Origin of the sequence: Leisingera methylohalidivorans DSM 14336 (assembly GCF_000511355.1) — a bacterium.
Classification (GTDB): domain Bacteria; phylum Pseudomonadota; class Alphaproteobacteria; order Rhodobacterales; family Rhodobacteraceae; genus Leisingera; species Leisingera methylohalidivorans.
Map to the genome: position 1 here is coordinate 3,022,385 of NC_023135.1, position 23,918 is coordinate 3,046,302.

Here is a 23,918-nt window from a genome sequence, read left to right on the forward strand (position 1 = left end):
GGGGCACCTTACGTCATGCTTTGCGAGCTGCAGCAGGCTGCGGTCAGGATCTCTGCCCTGGACCCCGGGACACGCTGCGCACGCCATCCGGGGTGATCGACATCAGCGACAGCGTGTGATCCATGTTTTTCATCCGGTGCCGCAGCATCATCCGCGTCAGCCGGTTCAGATCAGCGGCATATGCCGGCTGCCCGGCAACATTCTCCAGCTCCCCCTGCCCTTCGCTGTCAAACAGCATCGGCGGCAGCTCAGCGGCAAACTCGACCAGCGTGAACCGCGCATCGCGCAGGATCCCCAGACAGCTGTCGCTTGGAGAGGTGCCCAGCGCCTGCTGCCACAGTGTCGGCTTCAGCGGCTCCGAGAAATCCAGCTCCGAGAAGGAATACTGGCGCCAGTCCTGCGGGTCCTCTCCCTGCAACAACGGCAGCAGCGACCGCCCGTCCATCGAGTTCGGGATCTCCTGCCCGGCCCAATCGAGAATTGTCGGCGTCACATCGATGGATTCGGTGATCCGGCTGAGGCAGGCGCCGGCATTGTCCTCATTACCCGGCATCCGGATGATCAGCGGTGTGTGATAGGCGGCGTCATAGACCGTCATCTTGCCCCAGGAATGCCGGTCGCCCAGCATCTCGCCATGATCTGCCGTGATCACCACCATGGTGTTGTCATACTGGCCGGTGTCCTTGAGGAACCGGATCACCCGCCCGACATGGTGGTCCACCTCGCTCGCCAGCCCCAGGTAGAGCGCGCGCAGGGTGCGGATATTGTCATCCGTCGGTTCCAGATCCGGGAACCCCTCAACAAAGCCCGCGATAGCGCTGTTGCGCAGCAGCGGATCAAAGAAGGGATGCTGGCTGCACTCAGCCTCAGGGGTGTCCAGACGCTCCGGCAGCGGCAGGCTGGCGGGATCATACATCGTGTTATAGGGCGCCGGCGCCACCAGCGGCGGGTGCGGCCGGATATAGGTCAGATGGGCAAACCAGCTTTCCTTGTGATAGGCAGTCATCTTGCCCAGGAAGGAATTGGTGAGGAACGCGGTATCGCTGTCCTCCGCCGCATAAAGCGCCGGATCATTCAATTTCGGCGCGCCGCCATCGGGCGAAACCGGTTTGTAGACGTCCCAGTAATTTTCGAATTCGTAGCCGCGGTTCATCAGGTGCGACTGCCACGGATAGGACATCTCCATCCGCATCTCGGTCATCTCATGAAAGCCGTTCATCGGGAATTCATAGGTCCGCAGCACCGGATCATTGGCGTCAAAGGCGCGCGGATCCTGCGAGGTATCGGTATAGCCGAACAGCATCGGCATATAGCCGGCCTTGCGCATCTCGGTGGCAATGTTCGGCGTGTCGTGGCGCAGAGGCGTGCCATTGCGGACCGACCGGTGGTTCATCGCATACTGCCCGGTCAGGATCGAGGCGCGCGACGGGCCGCAAGGGTTGGTCACCGAGAAATGCCGTTTGAACGACACCGCATCCTTCATGAAGGCGCGGATGTTCGGCAGCTCCACATGCCTGGCCAGCGCGCCGAACACGCAATCCGCCCGCAGCTGATCAATGATGATGAACAGGACATTCCGGTTTGCGGGGCGGGTCTTGGGGCGGGTGGCAGGCATCCGGGCATCCTTGCAGGCACAAGACAGATTTCGACTGGCAATCTGCGGCGATCTGCACAGGGATTACAAGCGCATTTTGCGCTGCACTGAAAAACGGCTCAGACCCAAAATTGTCAGCTGACAAATCCCGGACAATTGTATCTTTCAGGGCGCCAGCCCCCGTGTGAACAACCTGCCGAACTGCGGCTGACGCTCTGTGACACCGGCAAGGCGCAGCATGTGCCAGGCCAGGGCCTGGTTGCTGGAGACAACGGGCACCCCGGTCTGTGCCTCAATCTCCGGAATGACCCGCAGGCAGCGCAGATTGGTGCAGGAAATCACAAGGGCATCGCTATCGCCCGCTTTTGCCACCTGCCTGGCGGCCTCCGAAATTGCCGCCTCGGTGATCCGCGCCACAACCCGGTCGTCCACTTCCTCAAACGAGCCGAAGCCTGCAATTGCAAACCCCGCCTCTTCCAGATTGGCCCGCATCTGCACAGAAACTTCTGGCAGGTAAGGCGTGACAAACCCCAGCCGGGAGGCGCCCAGCGCCCGGCCCGCCGCGATGATTGCCGCCAGCGGGTCGGTCACCTTGGCCTTGGGCAGGACTGTCTGCACCGCCCCGGCAACCTTGGCCGAGCCGATCACGGTGGAGGCCGAGGTGCAGCCGTATCCGATCACATCAAAGTCCAGCGAGGACGGAAACAGCCGCGCCGAGGCCGGCAGGTCCGCCTGCATCTGTGCCAAAGTCTCCGGACGGATCTCCGGCACCATCGGAATGCGGCTGTGATAAAGCGCCACCCCTTCCTGCGCCATCATCCGGGAGAATTCCGGCTCCAGCGTCTCATCGGTTTCCAGCACGATCACACCCAGCGTGGCGCGAGTGCCGATGCCGGCGTCCGTGTCATAAGGGAGCTTCATCGCGGATCCTCCTTCAGATCACCGGCAGTTCAGGCGCGGCGCGGGTTGTCAGCAGGTCTGCACCATCCGCCCGCACCACGATGTTTTCCTCATGCACCATGATTTTGCCGTCACCATAGCCCAGCGAGGGTTCCAGCGTCAGCACCATGTTCTCCTCGATCACCGTCCCGTCAAAAGCCGCGTGCGAGGGCCATTCGGTCAGCTGCATCCCCAGCCCGTGGCCCAGCCGGCCGACATCGCCGCCCTGACCGTCCATTTCCGCAATCACGGATTGCATGGCCTGGAACAAATCCCGGCAGGTGGCGCCAGGTCTGGCAGCAGCAATCCCGGCCTCGGTCGCCCGCCACAGCACATCATAAGCCCGGCGCGACAGATCATCGGCGCGGCCGATGGCAAAGTTGCGGTCGAAATCGCAGAAATAGCCGTCCCAGGTCGACCCGGTATCCAGCATCACGATGTCACCCGCCTGCAGCGGCCGGCCGGTCGGCGGGGAAATCACGTCGCTGTAGCCGCCCTGTTCGGCTCCGCCGACCAGATAGGGCACGTCGTCTGCGCCCTGCGTCAGTGCTTCGCGGCGGAAGGCGCGGAACAGATCCTCAAACGGCTGCCCCTCATGGGCGAACTGCGGCACCTGCGCAAAGGTGCGCGAGCCGATGCCGCAGATATGCGACAGCTTTTCGATCTCCGCCGCAGACTTCACCATCCGCAGGCTGCGCACCAGCAGCGTTGCATCCGCGATGTTCAGTCCCGGCAGGCCGCCGATGAGTCGCTCAAAGTCGCCCAATGGCATCCGCAGCGCGGTTTCATGGCCTTTCATGATACCGACAGTGCCGCCGCGCCCGGCAATCGGCGACAGCAACTCTGTCAGCAGGCTGATGCCGTCGTCCTCCGGCGCAGGCGCGCTCCAGGTGCGGATATCCCCGATCCAGGTGCGGCGCATCAGGTCGGCGCCGATTTCCGGAATGATCGCAACGGGCTTGCCCGCAGGCGGCACAAACAGGAACCAGGGCCGGGTCGGGCTTTGCCAGAACAGCGTGTGAAAACCGCTGAAATAGCGCACGTCCGGCTCGGTCAGCAGCAGGAGCCCATCCAGCCCCTGCTGTGCCATGAGCGTCTGCGCCTTTTGGGTCCGCGCGGCAAACTCCGCCTCCGGAAAGCCGCGCACCGGCGCCTTAGACATTGTCTTTTCCTGCCATGATCGCGGCATAGATCGCCGGGTCGGTGACACCTTCGGAACCAATCAGCAGCACGCGCGAGTTTTCATCCAGTCCCAGCGTCTCCTTGATCCCGGCAGACTGGCACGCCGCGATCAAGGCAGCCAGCCCCGCCACTGCGCTTTCGCCGGCCTCAACCGCCGGATCGCCGGTTTCAGCATTGGCCAGCAGCCGCACTGCAGGGGCGACTATGCTGTCGGGGATGGTCAAAAAGTCCGTGGCTTCTTCGGTCAGGATTTCCCACGCCATTTCAGAGGGTTCTCCGCAGGAGAGCCCCGCCATGATGGTCTCTTCCTGAATTGCGAAATTGGTCGCCTTGCCGTTGCGGGCACTGTCAAACAGGCAGGCGGCCAGTTCGGGTTCGACAATCACAACCCGCGGTGCCTGCACAGTATAAAACTGGCGCAGTGCCGCGGCGACCGAGGCCGCCAGCCCGCCGACACCCCCCTGCAGGAACACATGGGTCGGCGCCTGCTCCAGCGTCTCGCAGACTTCGCGCGTCATCACGCTGTAGCCTGCCATCACGTCGCGCGGCGGCTCGGTGTAGCCCTCCCAGGAGGTGTCAGAGACCACGAACCAGCCGTTTTCCTCTGCCTCCTTCTTGGCCAGCAGCACCGAGTCGTCATAATCGCCCGCGATCCGGATCACCTCGGCGCCCAAGTCGCGCATGGCGACGGCCCGTCCTTCGCTGACCTCGGCATGGATATAGATCCGGCACGGCGCGCCGAACCGCTGGCACCCCCAAGCCAGAGAGCGGCCATGATTGCCATCAGTGGCCGAAACCAGGGTGATGCCGGCGCAGGCGTCCTTGTGAGCGCCCTTGCGGATCTCTTCCAGGCTGACGTCCTTACCCAGCCGGCGGCTCAGCTCGCGCTGCAGCACCCGCAGCGCGGCGTATGACCCTCCCAGCGCCTTGAAGCTGCCCAGCCCGAACCGCGGCCCTTCGTGTTTGTAGTCAATCCGGCCCACGCCGATTTTTTCAGCCAAGCCCGGCAGGGACACCAACGGCGTCCCTTCATAGCCCTCCCAAGCGGTGATTTCCGCACAGGCGCCGGAGAAATCCTGTTCGGACAAAACGGTATAAGCGGCGTCGCCGGACTTTGGGTTCCCTGCCGTGTGGCGCAGGGTAACTGCAAATTGTTCAAGCATCGTCAGTCCTTTCCCTCTGGCAGCCGGTCACGCACCAGCTGCACCCAGAACTCCGCGCCGACGGGCAGCAGAGCGTCGTTGAAATCATAGTCCGCCGCATGCAGCGGCTTGCCGTGCGGCCCGTCCTCGCCATTGCCCAGCAGCAGAAAGCAGCCGGGCACGGCGTTGGCGAAATGGGCAAAATCCTCAGAGAAGCTCATCGGCGGGCGGTCGCGGATCACCTCGCAACCCGCGGCCTCGCCTGCACGGCAGGCAGCCTCGGCCGGGCCTGCCGCGTTGATGGTCTCGGAAAATTCGGTGTTGAAGCTCATCTCAACTTCCACCGCATGGGTGGCAGCAACACCGGCAGCAATCTGGCGCATGAAGCGTTCAATCGCCGCGCGGTCCGCAGGCATGCGTGCGCGCACGTCGCCCTTCAGCACCGCATGGCCCGGCAGCACATTACGCTGGCCGTCGGTCAGGAATTCTGTGACCGACACCACCGCGCCCGCGCCCGGCGCCAGCTTGCGCGAGACGATGGTCTGCAATGCCAGCACCATCCCGGCCCCGACAGTGATCGCGTCGACCCCGGCCTGCGGCATCGAGGCATGGCCGCCCCGCCCTTTGATTGCGATTTCAAACAGGCTCTCGCTGCTGCAGATCTGGCCTGCACGGGTCGAGACTTGCCCGGCCGGCGCCCCCGGCAAATTGTGGATGGCATAAACCTCCTCAATCGGAAACCGCTCCAGAACGCCTTCAGCAATCATTGCCTGCGCACCCAGCCCGTGTTCTTCATTGGGCTGGAAGATGAACACAACAGTGCCGTCAAACCCCTGCTCCTGCACCAGCCGTTCGGCGGCGCCCAGAAGCATCGTCATATGGCCGTCATGGCCGCAGGCATGCATTTTTCCGGGCGTTACAGAACCATAATCATGGGTGGAGATTTCGGTTATCGGCAGCGCGTCCATATCGGCCCGCAGCCCGATGGCCCGGTTTCCGCTGCCGGCCCGCAGCAAGCCGACAACACCAGCCCCTTCATGCACCTCCAGCCCGAGGCCGCGCAGATGCTGTGCCACCTTGGCCTTGGTCCGGTCCTCCTGAAAGCCAAGTTCCGGATGCCGGTGGAAGTCCCGGCGCAGCGCGGTCAGGCGGTCCTGAAAGCTGGTCATATGCGTTCCCCAAGCTGATTGCAGCGACCTTATTCTGCAAAATGAGACTTGGCGCGTATATTTCCCGCTCCGCTGTGACGAAATTTATTGCCGTGACCGGGGTACGGGCTGAAATTCGTACCTGTCAGCGTGCGGGCCGCATAGGCCGATTTGACGGTCTGGCCCAGCCCTGCCACGCCACCGGCAGCTCCGGATACTTTGGGCCATTGGGCGCGTCCTCGCAGATACATGCCCACAGTCTGCTGCGCCGCCGCGTCAGGCTTCATGCGCAGATGACCAGGCCGGCGTGAACGGCCGCTGCACGGCGGTTTCTGTTCCTGAACGCCGCAACCCGCGCAGCCTTCCTGAAAGATGCAGCGGGGACCGCAAAACCGCGGACCGCCAATCGGGCCGGATCTCGCACACAGCCGTCAGCGCGCTCTGATCGCGCATTACCCTTGCAGCCGCGGCTGATGCGTCAGCTGCGGGTGTTTTTGGTTCGTTGATATGTTTACGCCAGCGTTTCGCCAGCCTCGCGGCGGGCTTCGATGACCTCAATGGCCTTGGCCAGGGCCTCCTCGATGCTCAGATCGCTGGTGTCGATCAGGATGGCATCCGGCGCCGGGCGGAGCGGCGCCTCGGCGCGGTTCATGTCGCGCTCATCCCGGGCCTTTACATCGCCCAGAACCTCGTCCAGCGTAATCACCTTGCCGGCCGCGGCCAGTTCCAGAAACCGCCGCCGGGCGCGGACTTCGGCGCTGGCAGTGACAAAAAACTTCACCTGCGCATACGGGCAGATCACAGTGCCGATATCGCGCCCGTCCAGAACCGCACCGCCGGCCCGGCGGGCAAAGGCCCGCTGAAAATCCACCAGTGCTGCGCGGACGTCGGCGATCACAGCCACCTTGGAGGCCGCCTGCGCCACCTCCGGCCCGCGCAGGTCATCGCGCGCCAGATCCTCGGGAGACAGGTTCTGCGCCGCCTCGACCGGCGCCGCGCCATCCAGCATTTTTGCCCCGACGGCGCGGTACAGCAGCCCGGTGTCCAGATGGCCGAAACCGTAATGGGCCGCCAGCGCCTTGGACAGCGTGCCCTTGCCGGCAGCAGCCGGCCCGTCCACGGCTATGGTGTAACTTTCGCTCATGTGCGCTCCAGCTTGGCACCCAGATTGCCCATCAGGCTCTCAAAGATCGGGAAGGAGGTGGCAATCGGGCCGCCGTCATCGACCGAAACCGCGTTCTGCGCGCCCATGCCCATCACCATGAAGGACATGGCAATGCGGTGGTCCAGCACGCTTTCGCAAATGCCGCCGCCCGGCACGCCATCGATACCCAGACCGGTGACCTCCCACCAGTCTTCGCCTTCTTCAACCGTCACGCCATTGGCGCGCAGGCCCTTGGCCATCGCATCGATCCGGTCGCTTTCCTTGACCCGCAGTTCCTTGACCCCGGCCATCATGGTCTTGCCTTCCGCAAAGGAAGCAACCACCGACAGCACCGGATACTCGTCGATCATCGAAGCGGCGCGCGCTGGCGGCACTTCGATGCCCTTCATGTCCGGCGAGTATTTCGCACGCAGATCTGCGACCGGCTCGCCGCCCTCCTCGCGCATGTTCTCAAACGTCAGATCCGCGCCCATGTCCTGCAGGGTATAGTAAAGGCCCGCCCGGGTCGGGTTCAGCCCGATGTTCGGCACCAGCACGTCAGAGCCAGGCGTGATCAGCGCGGCGCAGACCGGAAATGCAGCCGAGGACGGATCGCGCGGCACCGCGATAACCTGCGGCTTCAACTCGGGACGGCCGGTCAGGGTGATGACGCGGCCCTCTTCGGTATCCTCGGTGGTGATCTCGGCGCCGAAGCCCGCCAGCATCCGCTCGGTATGGTCGCGGGTGGCTTCTTTTTCGATCACCACGGTCTTGCCCGGCGCGTTGAGGCCGGCAAACAGCACCGCCGACTTCACCTGGGCCGAGGGCACCGGCACCTCGTAACGCACCGGCACCGGATCAGCGGCGCCGACAATGGTCATCGGCAGCCGCCCGCCGGAGCGGCCCACGGACTGGGTGCCGAACAGCGCCAGCGGATCAGTGACCCGCGCCATCGGCCGCTTGTTCAGCGAGGCATCGCCGGTGAAGGTGGCAGTGATGGGCGAGGTTGCCATCACCCCCATGATCAGCCGCACCCCGGTGCCGGAATTGCCGCAGTCGATCACGTTGCCCGGCTCGGCAAAACCGCCGACGCCGACACCAAACACCGACCAGTTGCCGCCGCCGTGGTTCACCACCTCGGCGCCAAAGGCCTGCATCGCCTTGGCCGTGTCCAGAACGTCCTCGCCCTCCAGCAGGCCAGAGATTTTCGTCTCGCCCACCGACAATGCGCCCAGGATCAGCGAGCGGTGCGAGATCGACTTGTCGCCGGGCACCTCTGCCACCCCCTTGAGCGGGTCAGCACGGTGGGAGGTCATCGGGATGGGCGTGCCGTGTCCGGACATAGGGCTTCCTTCGTCTGTCGCTGCTTACTTACGTTGGCGCTATCGGTATCGGATTGGTGCTGGACGGTCCAGAGCCTTTGGCCGCCGCCCGCCCGCCCCCTCAGCCCAGGCGGCGGAAGGTCAGGTAATGCGGCGTGCGGCCTTCGCGCAGGGCTTTTTGCTCATAGCGGGTGGAAATCCAGTCATCCCAGGACTTCCGCCAGTCAGCCGGCCCTTCTGCCAGCCATTCGAAGCCGGCTTTCGGCACCTCCTCCAGGGTTTGGCGCACATAGTCGGGAATATCGGTGGCCACCCGGAAGACCGCGCCCGGCTTCAGGCAGCGGGCCAGCGGCTCCAGATGCTCTTGCGTCACAAAGCGCCGGCGGTGATGGCGGGCCTTGGGCCAGGGGTCGGGATACAGCAGGAAGGCGCGCGAAATCGAGGCCTCGGGCAGCACATCCATCAGATCACGCGCGTCACCGGGATGCACCGCAATGTTATCGGCACCGGCTTTGCGGATCTTGCCCAGCAGCATTGCCACGCCGTTGATAAAAGGCTCGGCACCGATGATCCCTGCATCCGGGTTGCTTGCGGCCTGATGCACCAGATGCTCGCCGCCGCCAAAGCCGATTTCAAGCCAGACATCCCTGCCGCCGAACAGCGCATCAAGGTCAAGCGGCGTGCGATCCGGGTTCACATCCCAGTCCACGGCGCCGGGGCTGAGGCTCGCCAGATCCTCGTTCAGGTAGCGTTTCTGGCTGTCCTTCAAGGTCTTGCCTTTGAAGCGGCCATAGAAGTTGCGCCAAGGCGCGCCGCTGGCGTGTTTATCGGCCGCATTGGCGGCTGCAGGCCGGGCATCCTTGGGCTGGTCGTCGCGGGGCTTTTGGTCGCCGGACATGCGTCTGGGCTCCTGTTCAGGGCGTCTTTTGAAAGGCTGGCCGCTCCTCTGCCGCAAGCAGCGCCCCAGGTCAAGCCGGTGTCAAGCCGGCTAGGGGCGCCGGCCCGGCAGAACCTCCCGTAAAACCCCCGCTGCAATCAACCGCAGACGGCTGGGATACCATTCCCCGTCGGGATCCGTCCGCAGTGTCTCGATCGCAAAGCCAGGATCAACGCCGCGCGCCACCATATAGCTGAGATGGTCAAAAATCTCCCGCTGCGTATCCACATAGATCCACGAGCCGAACTCAAAAGGCGTCGCCCAGCGCTGCGCTTTCCGCTCGCTCCGGTAGTATTTATGAACCTCTGCCGCCGACCAGCTGCGCTGGTGAAAGCCGATTTTGGACCCGATTGTCATCCGCCTCCGGCTGCCTGCCAGAAAAACATCGACACAGGCGCTGATACACGCCCCGTCAACCGAGGTGTCCAGCCCGTATTCCAGCACCAGCCCGGCAATTTCTTCCCCGGCAAAAACACTGCCGCCGATGCTGTTGAGCTGCAGTTCTGAGATTTCCGGGTTTTTCTTCAGGATCTCCTGCAGGCGCCCGATATCCTGCTCGGTGATTTCCGCCAGGTCGTCATCCGCTTCCCGTTCCGTGTCATAAACCAGCGTCCTGCCTTGCAGGCTGAACTTTTGCGGCAAGGCTTCTTTGGCGGCCGCAGCTGACGCCAGAACCAGACAGGAAAATACAGTTATCACGCGCAACATCACGAACCCGCCAGCTGGAAACACACTGCCTTGCTATATGGTGCAGCCCGCCTGTGTCTTCCAGCCTCAAAAAGGTCAGCCATTCTGCCACAATGTTTCGCGCGCGAAACATCCGGTCAGCATTGCTGACCGGTCCGCCGCGCTGCAACGCGGCGCCGGGCACAACGGATGCGGCACAGTCCCTGAATGCGCCGAAGCGGGCGGGAACATCTCCCAAACGAAAAAAGAGCGGACCTCGCGGCCCGCTCTCCTGTTTCGGTCAGTCCGGTTTCAGACCGCTTTCTTCAGCGCCTCAGCGAGGTCGGTGCGTTCCCAGCTGAAGCCGCCGTCCGCTTCCGGGTCGCGGCCGAAATGCCCATAAGCAGCGGTGCGCTGGTAAATCGGCTTGTTCAGGCCCAGATGCGAACGGATGCCGCGCGGGGTCAGATCCATCACCTGATCGATCGCCTTCTCAATCGCTGCGGCATCCACTTCACCGGTGCCGTGCGTGTCGGCATAGATCGACAGCGGCTTGGACACGCCGATGGCATAAGACAGCTGAATGGTGCATTTCTCCGCCATGCCCGCAGCGACCACGTTTTTGGCCAGATAGCGCGCGGCATAGGCTGCCGAACGGTCCACCTTGGTCGGATCCTTGCCGGAAAACGCACCGCCGCCATGCGGGGCCGCACCGCCGTAGGTATCCACGATGATCTTGCGGCCGGTCAGGCCTGCGTCGCCGTCCGGGCCGCCGATCACAAACTTGCCGGTCGGGTTCACATGCCATACGGTGGCGTCCGTCAGCCAGCCTTCGGGCAGGGTTTCACGGATGTAGGGTTCCACCAGCGCACGGATGTCGGCCGAGGTCAGGCTTTCGTCCAGATGCTGGGTCGACAGCACCAGCGAGCTGACGCCGACCGGCTTGCCGCCCTCATAGACCACGGACAGCTGCGACTTGGCATCCGGGCCCAGCGCGGGCTCAGTGCCGTTTTTGCGCACTTCCGCCAGACGGCGCAGGATCGCGTGGGAATACTGGATCGGCGCAGGCATCAGCGCATCGGTTTCATTGGTGGCAAAACCGAACATGATGCCCTGATCGCCGGCACCTTCGTCCTTGTCACCGGACGCATCCACGCCCTGGGCGATATGCGCGGACTGCTCGTGCAGCAGGTTGGTCACCTCCACGGTTTCGTGGTGGAACTTGTCCTGCTCGTAGCCGATGTCCTTGATGCAGGCACGGGTGATCTCGTCGATCTTGCCCATGTAGTCGTGCAGCTTGTCCTGATCGGACAGGCCAACCTCGCCCCCGATGACAACACGGTTGGTGGTGGCGAAAGTCTCAGCTGCCACGCGTGCTTCGGGCTCCTCCGCCAGGAACGCGTCCAGCACCGCATCGGAAATGCGGTCGCAGACCTTGTCCGGGTGGCCTTCGGAAACCGATTCCGAAGTGAAAGTGTAGTTCATACGGGTCATGAAAAGAGTGCTCCATTGGGTTCAGCCCGCCACGCCAGGAAGCCGTTGTGGCAGGTATCAGGCCGCAGTACGCGGCTCATCCGCGCGGGTCAATCAATATTCGTTTAGAGTTAACCCGCTATGACTGCGGAGCAAGGGTGCGGGAGCAAAAGAATCCGGCCAATGCGCTGAACAGGCACAGCAGGAACACCGGCCAGTCGCCGGTGCGGCTGTAGAGCGTCGGCGGCAGCGGTGCGGGCAGTTCGGCGTCGATATAGCCTGCTTGCCCCAATGGCAGGCTGTCCAGCATCGCCCCGTCCGGCGCAATCATCGCCGAAACCCCGGTGTTTGCGGCGCGGATCATCGGCAGCCCTTGTTCCAGCGCCCGCATCCGCGCCTGCACCAGATGCTGGTAGGGGCCGGAGCGGGTGCCGAACCAAGCATCATTGGTGAGTTGCACCAGCACGTCCGGGCGGGTGTCTGCGGCGCTCACATCCTGTGGAAAAACAGCCTCATAGCAGATCAGCGGCAAGGCGCTGCCGATAGGAAGATCCATTACCTGGGGCCCCGGCCCGGCGGCATAACCCGCACCAGCCCGCGATGCGAAGCCATAGATCCCGAACCTGGCCATGACGTCGCCAAACGGCACATATTCCCCGAACGGCACCAGGTGCGCCTTGTCATAGGCGGCGGCGGGCTGGCCATCCGCGTCCAGCAGCACTGCAGAATTGTAAAAGGCGCCCGCCTCTTCCCGCTGGATGCCCAGAAGCACCGGAACCCCGGCCGCGTTTTCGGAAATGATCCGCAGGGTGTCATCCGCATAATTGAGCAGCTGCGGCACCGCGGTTTCCGGCCAGACAATCAGGTCCGGGCGCGGGGTTCCGGCGGAAAAAGCAACAGCGCGGCGGACAAATTCCCAGCGGTGATCCGGGTGCCACTTCAAACCCTGCGGTGCGTTGGGCTGAACGATTCGCACGGTCTTGCCTGTTGAATTTGCCTGCGGCGGTGCGGGAACGGCAAAGACGGCGGCTGCCGCCAGACCCAACGGCGCCAAGGCTGCAGCCGGGGCCTGCCGCAGCAATGCCAGCGGCAAGAAGGCCGCAAGCGTTAGCAGCGCCAGCCCCTGCGGCCCGGTCCAGGGCAACAGATTTACAGCAGGCGTGTCAATCCAGAACTGGCCGAAAGCGGCCCAGGGAAAGCCGGTCAGCAGATAGGCGCGGCCAAGTTCCGCCAAGGACCAGGCGGCCGCCAGCATAGGGATCCTCCAGACGCCGGTGCTGAACCGAACGGCCAGTCCAAAGGCAGCCCCCCAAAACAACGCAAGCCCCCCCGCCAGAAAGATCAGCGCAAAGGGCGCCATCCAGGCATGGCGTTCCGGGTCGATCTGAAAAGGTTCAAGGATCCAGGACAGGCCAAAGGCAAAATACCCCAGCCCAAACAGCCAGCCGGCCAGCATCGCCGTCCGCGCCGTGGCAGCCTGCAGCGCCAGCCAGCCTGCGGCCCCCAAGGCAAGAGGCAGGCCGATCCAAAAGCTCCAGGGGGCAAGGGCCAAAGAGGCCAGCGCACCGCCGCCGAAGGCCAGCCCGGCCCGGGCCGGCCGGAGCTGCCGCACCGCCAGCCGCAGCCCGGCTGTCATCATGCGGCGGCGTCCGGCAGCCGGACCCGCAACCGCTTGATCCGCCGTGGGTCGGCATCCATCACTTCAAATTCGGCGCCTTCGGGGTGCTCGATCACCTCGCCGCGGGCAGGCACCCGGCCCGAGAGCATGAAGACCAGCCCGCCCAGGGTCTCGATCTCCTCCTCGTCAACGTCATCGTGGCTGGTCAGAGACTGGCCGATCTCGGTTTCGAACTCCGGCAGCGGCGTACGGGCAAGCGCGATGTAGCATCCCGGTTTTTCCTCGAACCAGGTCTGCAGTTCATCCGCGTCGTGCTCATCCTCGATCTCGCCGACAACCTGCTCGATCAGATCCTCGATGGTGACAAGCCCGTCGACGCCGCCGTATTCGTCGATCACCAGCGCCATATGGCGGCGCTCGGCCTGCATCTTGGTCAGCAGCACGCCGATCGGCATCGACGGCGGCACAAACAGCAGCGGGCGCAGCATTTGGGACAGTTCGAAATCCGACGTGCCGCCGTTGAAGCCATGGTTCAGGGAGAAATCCTTGAGGTGGACAAAGCCCAGCGGCGTGTCCAGCGTGCCCTCATATACCGGGATCCGTGTAAAGCCGCTTTCGCGGAAAATGCCAACAAGGTCTTTCTTGGCGATCGAGACCGGCACCGCAGCGATTTCCGCAGAGGGGATCGCAACATCCTCAACCCGCAGCCGGCGCAGGTTCATCATGCCGCGCGGTTCTGTCCCGGCAGCGGGCTGTTCGCGGCCACTGTCTTCTTCGGGCAGCGGTTCCGCGCTTAATGCGCCGAAAAGCCGTGCCCAGAACCCGGTTTTCCCGGCGGCCGGCGCTTCCGCTGCCGTGCCATTTATGTTCTGCAGCGCGCCCTGCGCCGCGTTAGAACTGCCTTCTATGTCGCCCATTGATCCTATCCAAATGCCTCGATTATGAGGCGTCCTCACTCATATATGGGTTCGCGACACCCATTTTGCCAAGTAGCAGCACCTCAATCTCTTCCATCAGTGCGGCATCGCGCTCACGAATGTGATCATACCCGAAAAGATGCAACATTCCGTGAACAATCAAATGGCGGGTGTGATCGCCCAGCGGTTTGCCCGCCGCCTGCGCCTCGCGGGCGCAGGTCTCATATGATATGGCGATGTCGCCGAGCGGGATCTCTCCTGTGAAATCAGCCTCGGGCAGCGCCGGGGCGCCGCCATCCTCCTCCGCGGCCAGATCCTCGGCTGGCCAGCTGAGCACATTGGTCGGCTTGGCCTTTTCCCGGAACTCGGCGTTCAGCTCCGCGATGCGGGCGTCACCGCAACCGAGCAGGGAAATCTCGCAGTCTGCCGGATCCAGTGTGAAATGGGTCAATACCGCAGTGACGGCCTCAGCCGCCAACGGTTCAAGTCCGGCCTGATGCCAGCGGCTGTCTTCGATGCTGATGTCGAGCGTCATGTATTGCCTGTCAATGCGGGGGCCGGCCCCCGCACCCCCGGAGTATTTCCGGATAGATGAAAAGAGCGCGGCGGCTTCAGGCCTCAGGCCGGTTTTGCATCCGCGTCATAAGCCTCGATGATCGCCGCCACAAGCGGGTGGCGGACCACGTCGCGGGCGGTGAAGTAATTGAAGCTGATCTTGGGGATCGATTTCAGCAGCCGTTCGGCATCGGCCAGGCCGGACGGCACCCCGCGCGGCAGGTCGATCTGGGTGCGGTCGCCGGTGATCACCATACGCGAGCCTTCGCCCAGACGGGTCAGGAACATCTTCATCTGCATGGTGGTCGCGTTCTGCGCCTCATCCAGCACCACAAAGGCATTGGACAGGGTGCGTCCGCGCATGAAGGCAAGCGGCGCGATTTCGATGCGTTTTTCCTCGATCAGCTTGGCTGCCTGTTTTTCCGGCAGGAAGTCGTTCAGAGCGTCGTACAAAGGCTGCATATAAGGATCGACTTTATCCTTCATATCTCCCGGCAGGTATCCGAGCTTTTCGCCCGCTTCCACCGCCGGGCGGGACAGGATGATGCGGTCGACATGGCCAGTGATGAACATGGAAACGCCCACAGCAACCGCAAGATAGGTCTTGCCGGTGCCGGCCGGGCCGATGCCGAAGGCCAGTTCGTTTTCGAACAACGAATGCACATAGGCTTTCTGGGCCTCGGTGCGCGGCTCCACCAGCTTCTTGCGGGTCTTGATTTCCACCCGGCCGCCGCGGAACATCTGCAACTGGCCGTCGGGTTCGGCGCTCTCGGCTTCGGGGTTCATCCGCAGTTCGCGGTCGATATCGCCGGTTTCGACGCTACGCCCGGTTTCCAGGCGGTCATACAGCGCCGTCAGCACACCTGCCGCCTGTTCCCGCGCGGAATCCTCCCCCATCACGGACAGCTGGTTGCCGCGGCGGACGATCTGCACACCCAGCTTCTGTTCTATGTCAGCCAGGTTACGGTCATATTCGCCGCACAGGTCGATCAGCAATCGGTTGTCGGGAAATTCCAGCAGCACTTCGTGGGTTGCGGACTGGTCTTGCGAGTCATTCAGGGCACTGATGACCAAGCTGATCTCCTTAGTCAGAGGTTACAGCTTCAGTCTGCCTGCGAAGTGAATTCTGCGCAAGATCCAGCGGCAGAAATTCACGCAACCGAAACAAAACAGCCGCCCGGGAGGGCGGCTGCAATCACGGTTGTCAGTCTTTCCTACAGCGGGTCGGCAAAGGTGGAGCCGCTCTTGAACGGCCCGGTGGCGACATTGCGCGGCAGGTTGCTGTTGCAGACCGGCTTGCCGTCCGGTGTGCGGCGCAGGTCGGCATAACCTTCAAGACCGTCGTCGATGATCCAATGTTCGCACCCCTGCGGATCCACCCAGATACCGGCTGTCATCTTCGACAGATGGCCGGAGGAGCCATCGCCGGCGTGCTGGTCGCGGGTTTTGTCAATGGTTTCCGTGCAAGCCGAAACGGCGGCAGCAGCGGCAAGGAGCACAAGTGTTTTACGCATCAGCATGTTTCTGTCTCCTCAGCGCAGGCAATAGATTTCGACACGGCGGTTTTGCGCCATGTTTCCGGCACTGGTGTTGGGCACTCGCGGATCGCGTTCACCGTAGGCGCGCACATCGTTGATACGCGCCCCCACCGAACGGCCCGCCTGAGCCACGGCATGGGCGCGGCGCTGGGACAGGCGGATATTGTATTCATCCGATGCCCGGCTGTCGGTGTGGCCGGCGACGACAAAGGCGCGGGCGCCATTGGATATTGCCTGCTGGAAAAATTTCCCTAGGCGCTGGCGGCCTGCTGCATTGATGTGGTGTTTGTCCGTGGCAAAAAACTGATCCGTCGGCATCACACCGCAGATGTTGCCGCGGCGGCAGACCGGCTTGCCATCCGGGGTCACATGCGGTGTCATGAAACCCTCGGCCCCGTCATCCATCACCCAATGTTCGCAGCCGTCCGGATCAACCCAGATGGTGGGAATATAGCGCTCGCCCTTGATGGTCCGCTGCCCGGATTGCGCGCTGGCAGGCGCGGCGGCGATGCTGAGCGCGGCCGCAGCAGCGGCGGCCAGCGCAATCGCTTTGTTAAATTTGAAAGTCAACACAACCAGATTTCCTTCACCTAAGTTCCCCCAGCGCGCTTGCCGCTTATGTGCCCACCGCTCAGGCCATAAGAGTCAAACTATCTGAAATTGATGCAGTATACCTGCTAAATTAATTGTTATTCCACGCAGATTAATCGCATTTCCCGGGACACTCAAAGCACCCAAGGGAAATTGTCGCCGAAACCGATGCAATCGGGACTCACCTGCGCAATCCGGAGAAACGGATGCACGACAGTCTTCATAGAAGGGGATGGAAAGATTCGCGCTGTGGCGGGAGCTTCAGCCGATCAATTCCCCTGCCAGTGAATTTGCGCCAGAGGAAATGATGCGCACCCGGGCCAGGTCGCCCGCCGCGCGGTTGCAATCAGCGACATGAACGGCATGGAGGTAGTCGGATTTACCAACCATCTGCCCGGGAAGACGGCCCGCCTTTTCAAACAGAACGCCAACCTCGCGGCCAACCATGCTGTCCTGCACCTCACGCTGCTGCTTGGTGAGCAGAGTCTGCAGGCGCTGCAGCCGGTCGTCGGCCGCGGCCGGGTCTACCTGCGCACGTTCGGCAGCCGGGGTGCCGGGGCGGGTCGAATATTTGAAGGAATAGGCGGTGCCGTATTTTACTTCCTCCACCAGGTCCATGGTGGCCTGGAAATCTTCCTCGGTCTCTTCCGGAAAGCCGACAATGAAGTCGCCGGAGATCAGGATGTCGGGCCGCGCGGCGCGGATGCGCTCAATCAGGCGGAGGTAGCTTTCGGCGGTGTGCGCGCGGTTCATCCGCTTCAGGATCTTGTCCGATCCCGCCTGCACCGGCAGATGCAGGTAGGGCATCAGCTTGGCGCAGGTGCCATGCGCCTCGATCAGGTCATCCTGCATGTCATTGGGATGCGAGGTGGTGAAGCGGATACGCTCCAGCCCGTCGACTTTGTCCAGTTCCCAGATCAGCTGCGCCAGGGTCAGGTCGCCATTGGGGCCGGCTCCGTGATAGGCGTTCACATTCTGACCCAGAAGGGTGATTTCGCGCACGCCGCGCTCCACCAGATCGCGGGCTTCGGTCAGAATGCGGTCCGCCGGGCGCGACACCTCGGCACCGCGGGTATAGGGCACCACGCAGAAGGCACAGAATTTGTCGCAGCCTTCCTGCACGGTCAGAAACGCCGTCGGGCCGCGCTTGGCCTTGGGGCGGTTCTTCAGTTTTTCGAACTTGTCTTCCTCGGGAAAATCGGTGTCCAGCACCTTCTCCCCTTCCCGCGTTTTGGCTTCCATCTCGGGCAGGCGGTGATAGCTTTGCGGGCCGACCACCAGATCCACCAGCGGCTGGCGGCGCATGATCTCCTCGCCCTCGGCCTGGGCGACACAGCCGGCGACGCCGATCTTGAGGTCGGGCTTTTCCGCCTTCAGCCCTTTGAAACGGCCCAGTTCGGAATAGACTTTCTCGGCTGCTTTTTCCCGGATATGGCAGGTATTGAGCAAGATCATATCGGCGTCATCGGCCGATTTTGTCTCGACATAGCCTTCACCGCCCAGCGCCTCGGCCATGCGTTCGCTGTCATAGACATTCATCTGACAGCCATAGGTCTTGATAAACAGCTTCTTCGGGGCACTCATGCGGGTCAGCCTTCCAGCCAAGGTGGGTGAACAGCGGCCTGCCATACAGACAAATGCCGCCGCTTGCAATGAGGCGGGATTTACCCGATTTTGGCCGCAAAGGCCAGAAAGGCAAAGGGCAGACGGGCATGATGTATTCTTCGCTGCAGGATTTCCTGAAAAAGGGCAAGGCGCTGCTGGCCGAAGGACCGGTGGCACTGGTCTTCATCGAGGATGAGGTGGAGATCGCCACCACCCTGCGCCATCACCTGCAAAGCGGTTTCAAGGCAGTTGTGGCCCTGATGCCGAACGCCTTTGATCTGCCGAAGGATGTGCGGGCCAAGGTGCACCGGGTGCCGTTTGACTGCGCCCCTGAAGAGGCGCTGACAGGTGCCGTCAATGCGGTAATCGCCGCCGCGCAGCCCGGATGCTGGCTCTATTACTGCTACAATGCGGAGTATCTGTTCTACCCGTTCTGCGAGACGCGCAGCGTTGGTGAAATGCTGACCTTCCATTCCGAAGAGCGGCGTGATGCGGTGCTCAGCTATGTGATCGACCTTTATGCCGGCGATCTGGAGGCCTGCCCCGGCGCTGTATCGCTGGAGGCGGCCTATCTCGACAAATCCGGTTACTACGCCCAGTCGCGCGAGGATCCGGGAACCGGCCATCCGCGCGAGCGGCAGCTGGACTTTTTCGGCGGAGTGCGCTGGCGGTTTGAAGAGCATATCCCGGAGAAAAGCCGGAAAATCGACCGGATTTCACTGTTCAAGGCCAAGCCTGGGCTGAAACTGCAGCAGGATCACACTTTCAACGACCAGGAATACAATACCTATGCCTGCCCCTGGCATCATAACCTGACTGCTGCGGTCTGTTCTTTCCGCACCGCCAAGGCGCTGAAACGCAATCCTGGCTCAACGTTCGACATTGAAACCTTCCGGTGGCACAACTCCGCGCCGTTTGAATGGCATTCGCGCCAACTGCTGGATCTGGGACTGATGGAGCCGGGACAGTGGTTCTGAGCACAGCCAGCGGCGGCTGAGGAACACCAGACCGGCGGGCCGCATTCCGGCAGGGCTGCCCTACCCTGCCCGCTCAGCGTGAACCGCGGCGCGCACCGTTTCCAGCGTGCCGCGCAGCTCTGCCATCGGCAAACCGCCAAACGCCAATCTCAAGGCCTGCGGCGCTGCGGCGGATGTTGCAAAAGGCTCTGCGCCGGACACCGAGATGCCCTGATCCTTCAAACGCGTCACGATGGGCTGCGCACGGGCGCCTTTTTCAAGCGGCAGCCAGGCAAAACCCGCGTTGCGATGCGAAATGACATTAGACGCGCCAAAGACTTCCCGGCACACCGATTGACGCGCAGCGCCATCCCGCCTGCGGATTTCTTCGGATTTTTCCAGTGTCCCGTCTTCGATCCAGCCTGTGACCAATGCGGAAATCAATGCGGGCGTGTTCCAGGTTGTCGCACGGATCGCTTCCAGCAGAGCTGCGGTGCGGTCTGCAGGCGCGATCACGTACCCCAGACGCAATCCGGTTGCGAAGCTTTTGGAAAAGCCGCTGACATGCACTGTCCGCTCCGGTGCCAAGGACAGGAACCCCGGCGGCGGGTCAGGTTCCAAAAACGCATACGCCGCGTCCTCGATGATAAGCAGGTTGTGCCGCCGGGCAACATCCAGCATGCGCAGCCGGATTGTTTCATCCATGACGGTTCCCAGCGGGCTTTGCACCGTCGGCATCAGATAAACCGCTCGTATGGTCCGCAAGCGGCATTGGTGATCCAGATCATCCGGGTCCATGACACCGTGCTGCATCCCAACCGGGGCAAGCTCCAGACCATTCAGGGCGGCAGCGGATTTAAACCCTGGGTATGTAAGAGCGTCAGCAGCGATTACATCCCCCTGCTGAAACAGCCCCAAACAGGTGACCGCCAGGCCGTGCTGGCTGCCCGAGGCGACCAGCAGGTGCTCGGGGTCAATCCGGCCCAGAGACCGCCCGAGGCTTTCGGCGATGATCCGGCGTTCATGAAGGCGGCCGCCGTGGGGCTGATAGCGCAGCATCGCATCCAGATCGCCGGCCGCCGCAAGCCGCCGCAAGCCAGTCCGCAAAATGTCTGCGTCCGAGAGTCCGCCCGGCATGTTGAAGACCAGATCCGTGATCCCCTCGGCCGCGGTCTGATGCACGCCCAGTGTCATCGGCACGCCGGGATCGCGCACAAAAGTCCCGCGCCCGGCTTCTCCCCTGACAAGCCCCCTGCGTTCCAGTTCCTTGTAAACCCGGGTTGCGGTCGCCAGCGCTATGCCGGTTTTTTCAGCGAAGGCCCGGTGCGTCGGCAGTCTGGAGCCCGGCGCCAATTTGCCCTCCCGGATCGCATTGGAGAGCATGTCTGCAAAACGGGTGTATCTGGATTTGGTCATGCGCTCGCCGTCATTAGTACAATCCAAAAATTGTCATACGTCGAAACTTCATGGCATTGCGGAGACGAGTCAACCTGCGAGGTCCGCCCGATGCTCCGTTTCCTGTCTGCTGCTTTGCTTGCCGTCATTCTGTTCACTGTCACGTTTGCCGTGAATCTTCAGGCGCCGTTGTATGAAGCCTATGCCGCGCAGAACAATGCCGGCGCCACCGCCGTCACAATCGCCTTTGCGGCCTATGCTGGCGGCCTGATGCCGGCGCTGTTGCTGCTTGGCGGGCTGTCAGACCGGATCGGGCGGCGTATTCCGATAGCGCTGGCCCTGATCCTCGGCGCGGCTGCGACGGCAGTTCTGGTGCAGTTCCCAAGCTGGACAAGTCTTGTCACAGCAAGGGTTTTCCTGGGCATCGGGACCGGGCTGGCGACCACCGCGGGCAATGCGTATATGGCCGAAATCCTGGGCGCCGGACGGGCACGCAACGCGGCCTTGATTGTGACATCGGCAACATCGCTTGGGTTCGGCGGCGGCGCTCTGGCAACGGGTCTTAGCCTTAGCCTGCAAGGGCCGACGTTCCTGCCATTCAGCTACGCGGCACTGCTTGCAGCCGCTCCGGTTCTGGCCGCAGCCGCTTTCGCCCTGCCCAAGGCGGACTGCCCGAAACCCGTCACACTGCTGCGGCTGCCGGTCTTTCCGTCCGGCACCTGGGTGTTCGGCGCGGCAATGGCGCTGGCCTGGTCGACAACCGGCATGACCATTGCCGTCGTGCCGTTGCAACTGTCAGCCAATGCGCTTGGAGGCTGGACCGGGCTTGTCATCTTTCTGGCGATCTTCACGGGGTTTCTCTGCCAGCCCGTCGCCCGGCGCATGTCCAACGGCCAAGCACTGGCACTCGGGTTTGTGCTGATACCGCTGGGTTTTCTCGTGCTCCTGGCCGGTGTCTGGCAAACATCACTGGTGCTGGTCCTTGCCGGAACCTGCATCACCAGCACGGCAAGCTATGGCTTTACCTATCTCGCTTCCCTGGCAGAGGTTTCACTGCGCGCACCTGATGACAGGGCGCGGGCAACGGCGGGCCTTTTCGTCTATGCCTATTGCGGATTCTCGCTGCCTGTCATTGCAAGCGGCGCATTGGCCGACACCTTTGGGCTGCTGGCTGCAATGGCCCTCTTTGCCGCTGCCCAGATGTCCGCCACATGGGTCATCGTCCTGTTCTGGAGGAAAGGCCGGCACCCGGCCCGCTCAGCCACGGAACAGGAATTGGGTATCGTCTGATCCGGCCTGGTTACCGCGGACCCTGATCAAGACCCGGGGAAAAGGTCCGCCCACACACCGAGCACCGCATCTGCCGCGTCAGCGCGCAGGCTCAAAAGCAGCCGTTCGCCGCAGACAGAAACCACGATGATGCGCCTCTGAGGTGAGACCGGCAGAAACAGGCATTCCGGCTTGGGCGCAGGCATTCTGGCCGCGGACGGACAGGCGCCCTTGGCCGCGAGGGCGGTGCTGCTGCAGTGCAGAACAATACTGGCGCCGAGATCGCCAAAGACGGTCAAACGGCGGCCCTTGGCGGATTGACGCAGCGCATCCAGCTGCTGGGCCAGCGTCACGGGTGGCCTCCGTTCCCGGTAAGGCCGGGTGTGCAATCTGCTGGGGGGCCTTTGGGCATCATGCGTCACTCATCAGCAGGATGGATTTCGGTACGGGTACGCGCCGGCCGGTGGCTGCGTTTTGCCTCGGGGGCATGGGTGCAGCAGATAACGCCGTCAACTTCGGGCAGCAGGTTTTGCCAGGCACTGGACGGCATATTGGGCTCCGAACTATCCGGCATATCAATGAGACCGCACAGCTCCGGCGCCTCTGCCGGGAGGGTCAGGCGGATCAGCGCAATGGTGTCCATCGGCACAGTGGCATGGTCGTCGAGCGGCAGCGGAGTTTCGCGGCCGCCGGTGCTGGTGATGCTGGCCCCTTCAGATCCTTGCGATACCCAGACCGGCGGCAACCGGGTAGCGGTCACGCGGGTGGGCAGCTGCTGGGGAGACAGGAGTGTGTATGGCGGGTTTCTGTGTCATTCGGTGAAGCTCCTGAGCGTTTTCAAGGCGTGGTCTGCCTGTGTCCTGCAGCTGCCATCGGCAAGTAGCCCCCGCACATCGCCGCCGCGGCGGCTGTGGTCCGAGATTCTCAACAGGATGTCGCGCTGATCGTCTCCCCCCTGCAGCCGGGCCAGGACTGCGGCGCCGGCATCTGCTGTCTGCACGAACTTGAGCTGGGTCATGAAATCTCCGGTCTCCCCGGCGATCAGGCTGCGGAAACGTTCGGCAAAAGCCTTGTAACCGACGGTGCGGCGCCACCAGGCCGCCCGCCAGCTGTCATTGAAATCCAATGCGATGGCCTGCCCCAGAGCAATCGGAGAGCTGGCAGGGGGCACCCCGGGAACTGACAGCTGAATACCCACGACTGCAGCGCCGAACCCGTCATGGAGCAGTTCCGCGACGTCCTGTACCGCGGTCTCTCCGAAGCCGGTCTGGATGCTGTGCCCATGGAACACGCCGGGTGAAAGATGCGCTGAAGGCCATAGCGATTAAAACAGACCGGCGGGATGCCGAGAGGATTGCACACCCGCTTCACCTCGGCTGGTTCCGCCCGGTTTGCTGCAAGTCTGCCACAGCACAGGAGGTCCGCGCCGTTCTTGGTGCCCGGAAAGCCACCCAACAGGGCATGATCGCATTGCAAATGCCGCTGCGGGCACTGCTGCGGAACTTTGGCCTTATGGTCGGCGCGATCTCTCACGGCAGGTTCGCAAGCCGCATTCGGAAAATGGCAGACGGCAACATCATGCTGGAAACCGCGGCTGGGCCGATGCTGCGCGCCAGAGCTTCCCTGCGCCAGGATCCCGCCACCCTCGAAAAGCAAGTGCGCCAGCGCGCCCAGGACGATCCTGTTTGCCGCCGCCTGATGACGATTCCCGGGATTGGGGCTGTCATGACGCTCATCTGCTGTTCTACCGTGGACGATCCGGCGCGCTTCTCCACTTCGAAGCGAGTTGGTCCTTGGGCCGGTCTGACGCCTTCGCGCATTTCCGTTATTGTGGACTAATGTTCCCTCACGCCGAATGCGTATTGCAGCTCATCAGTTTCACGGTCAGAAAAGACGGCATGTTTCCCAATAATGGCAAACGGCGCTG

23 protein-coding genes, 1 pseudogene and 1 riboswitch are annotated in these 23,918 nt (G+C 62.9%); of the genes and pseudogenes, 3 read left to right on the top strand and 21 right to left on the bottom strand.

The window, feature by feature from the left end:
* Positions 1–43: 43 nt before the first annotated feature.
* The 17 genes from METH_RS14855 to miaB all read right to left on the bottom strand — a co-directional run bounded on the left by METH_RS14855 (position 44) and on the right by miaB (position 18,350).
* Entirely contained in the window at positions 44–1,615 is a 1,572-nt protein-coding gene (locus tag METH_RS14855; protein ID WP_024091297.1) for an alkaline phosphatase family protein, read from the bottom strand.
* 144 nt (positions 1,616–1,759) lie between these two features.
* On the bottom strand, positions 1,760–2,515 hold the full coding sequence (locus METH_RS14860) for a maleate cis-trans isomerase family protein (RefSeq protein ID WP_024091298.1): 756 nt from the start codon (positions 2,513–2,515) through the stop codon (positions 1,760–1,762).
* A gap of 13 nt (positions 2,516–2,528) precedes the next feature.
* A complete protein-coding gene (locus METH_RS14865; protein WP_024091299.1) occupies positions 2,529–3,695 on the bottom strand; it encodes a M24 family metallopeptidase in 1,167 nt (388 codons plus the stop codon).
* Positions 3,688–4,878 carry a diaminopropionate ammonia-lyase gene (locus tag METH_RS14870; protein WP_024091300.1) on the bottom strand — a complete coding sequence of 397 codons (1,191 nt, stop codon included), beginning with the start codon at positions 4,876–4,878 and terminating at the stop codon, positions 3,688–3,690. The genes METH_RS14865 and METH_RS14870 overlap by 8 nt, the downstream gene beginning before the upstream one ends.
* A gap of 2 nt (positions 4,879–4,880) precedes the next feature.
* Complete coding sequence (locus METH_RS14875) at positions 4,881–6,026, bottom strand: amidohydrolase (protein WP_024091301.1); 1,146 nt, start codon at positions 6,024–6,026, stop codon at positions 4,881–4,883.
* A gap of 490 nt (positions 6,027–6,516) precedes the next feature.
* On the bottom strand, positions 6,517–7,149 hold the full coding sequence (locus METH_RS14880) for a (d)CMP kinase (protein ID WP_024091303.1): 633 nt from the start codon (positions 7,147–7,149) through the stop codon (positions 6,517–6,519).
* Positions 7,146–8,492 carry a 3-phosphoshikimate 1-carboxyvinyltransferase gene (gene aroA / locus METH_RS14885; RefSeq protein WP_024091304.1) on the bottom strand — a complete coding sequence of 449 codons (1,347 nt, stop codon included), beginning with the start codon at positions 8,490–8,492 and terminating at the stop codon, positions 7,146–7,148. Before aroA ends, METH_RS14880 begins: the two co-directional genes overlap by 4 nt.
* A gap of 100 nt (positions 8,493–8,592) precedes the next feature.
* A complete protein-coding gene (trmB, locus tag METH_RS14890) occupies positions 8,593–9,369 on the bottom strand; it encodes a tRNA (guanine(46)-N(7))-methyltransferase TrmB (RefSeq protein ID WP_024091305.1) in 777 nt (258 codons plus the stop codon).
* 90 nt (positions 9,370–9,459) lie between these two features.
* Entirely contained in the window at positions 9,460–10,116 is a 657-nt protein-coding gene (locus METH_RS14895) for a COG3904 family protein (RefSeq protein WP_024091306.1), read from the bottom strand.
* 270 nt (positions 10,117–10,386) lie between these two features.
* The gene (gene metK / locus METH_RS14900; RefSeq protein WP_024091307.1) at positions 10,387–11,568 is read right to left on the bottom strand and encodes a methionine adenosyltransferase; all 1,182 of its coding nucleotides are present in this window, start codon (positions 11,566–11,568) and stop codon (positions 10,387–10,389) included.
* Between the two features lie 8 nt (positions 11,569–11,576).
* Positions 11,577–11,625: riboswitch (SAM-SAH riboswitch) on the bottom strand.
* A gap of 61 nt (positions 11,626–11,686) precedes the next feature.
* A complete protein-coding gene (lnt, locus tag METH_RS14905) occupies positions 11,687–13,186 on the bottom strand; it encodes an apolipoprotein N-acyltransferase (RefSeq protein ID WP_044008445.1) in 1,500 nt (499 codons plus the stop codon).
* On the bottom strand, positions 13,183–14,082 hold the full coding sequence (locus METH_RS14910) for a hemolysin family protein (RefSeq protein WP_024091309.1): 900 nt from the start codon (positions 14,080–14,082) through the stop codon (positions 13,183–13,185). The genes lnt and METH_RS14910 overlap by 4 nt, the downstream gene beginning before the upstream one ends.
* A gap of 22 nt (positions 14,083–14,104) precedes the next feature.
* Positions 14,105–14,617, bottom strand: a complete 513-nt coding sequence (ybeY, locus tag METH_RS14915; RefSeq protein WP_024091310.1) for an rRNA maturation RNase YbeY — start codon at positions 14,615–14,617, stop codon at positions 14,105–14,107.
* An 83-nt stretch (positions 14,618–14,700) separates the two neighbouring features.
* Positions 14,701–15,711, bottom strand: a complete 1,011-nt coding sequence (locus tag METH_RS14920) for a PhoH family protein (protein WP_024091311.1) — start codon at positions 15,709–15,711, stop codon at positions 14,701–14,703.
* A gap of 140 nt (positions 15,712–15,851) precedes the next feature.
* A complete protein-coding gene (locus METH_RS14925; protein ID WP_024091312.1) occupies positions 15,852–16,157 on the bottom strand; it encodes a hypothetical protein in 306 nt (101 codons plus the stop codon).
* 12 nt (positions 16,158–16,169) lie between these two features.
* Positions 16,170–16,748: an OmpA family protein gene (locus METH_RS14930; protein WP_024091313.1), complete on the bottom strand. Its 579-nt coding sequence runs from the start codon at positions 16,746–16,748 to the stop codon at positions 16,170–16,172.
* A gap of 279 nt (positions 16,749–17,027) precedes the next feature.
* The gene (gene miaB / locus METH_RS14935) at positions 17,028–18,350 is read right to left on the bottom strand and encodes a tRNA (N6-isopentenyl adenosine(37)-C2)-methylthiotransferase MiaB (protein WP_024091314.1); all 1,323 of its coding nucleotides are present in this window, start codon (positions 18,348–18,350) and stop codon (positions 17,028–17,030) included.
* 128 nt (positions 18,351–18,478) lie between these two features.
* On the opposite strand from miaB, the gene METH_RS14940 reads away from it, so the two are divergent.
* Entirely contained in the window at positions 18,479–19,348 is an 870-nt protein-coding gene (locus METH_RS14940; protein WP_024091315.1) for a glycosyltransferase family protein, read from the top strand.
* A 60-nt stretch (positions 19,349–19,408) separates the two neighbouring features.
* Here the strand turns inward: METH_RS14940 and METH_RS14945 are convergent, their stop codons facing one another.
* Positions 19,409–20,743: an aminotransferase-like domain-containing protein gene (locus METH_RS14945; protein WP_024091316.1), complete on the bottom strand. Its 1,335-nt coding sequence runs from the start codon at positions 20,741–20,743 to the stop codon at positions 19,409–19,411.
* A gap of 90 nt (positions 20,744–20,833) precedes the next feature.
* Between METH_RS14945 and METH_RS14950 the strand changes: the two genes are divergently transcribed.
* Positions 20,834–22,012 (top strand): MFS transporter, encoded by a 1,179-nt coding sequence (locus tag METH_RS14950; protein ID WP_024091317.1) that lies wholly within the window; start codon positions 20,834–20,836, stop codon positions 22,010–22,012.
* A gap of 26 nt (positions 22,013–22,038) precedes the next feature.
* Here the strand turns inward: METH_RS14950 and METH_RS14955 are convergent, their stop codons facing one another.
* From METH_RS14955 to METH_RS14965, 3 genes are all read right to left on the bottom strand, one after another.
* Complete coding sequence (locus METH_RS14955) at positions 22,039–22,344, bottom strand: hypothetical protein (protein WP_024091318.1); 306 nt, start codon at positions 22,342–22,344, stop codon at positions 22,039–22,041.
* 65 nt (positions 22,345–22,409) lie between these two features.
* Positions 22,410–22,751, bottom strand: a complete 342-nt coding sequence (locus METH_RS14960) for a hypothetical protein (RefSeq protein WP_197538803.1) — start codon at positions 22,749–22,751, stop codon at positions 22,410–22,412.
* Between the two features lie 51 nt (positions 22,752–22,802).
* Entirely contained in the window at positions 22,803–23,189 is a 387-nt protein-coding gene (locus METH_RS14965) for a hypothetical protein (RefSeq protein ID WP_197538804.1), read from the bottom strand.
* 42 nt (positions 23,190–23,231) lie between these two features.
* Here METH_RS14965 and METH_RS14970 point away from each other — a divergent pair.
* A pseudogene (locus tag METH_RS14970) lies at positions 23,232–23,809 on the top strand (transposase); the annotation flags it as partial.
* Between the last annotated feature and the right edge of the window lie 109 nt (positions 23,810–23,918).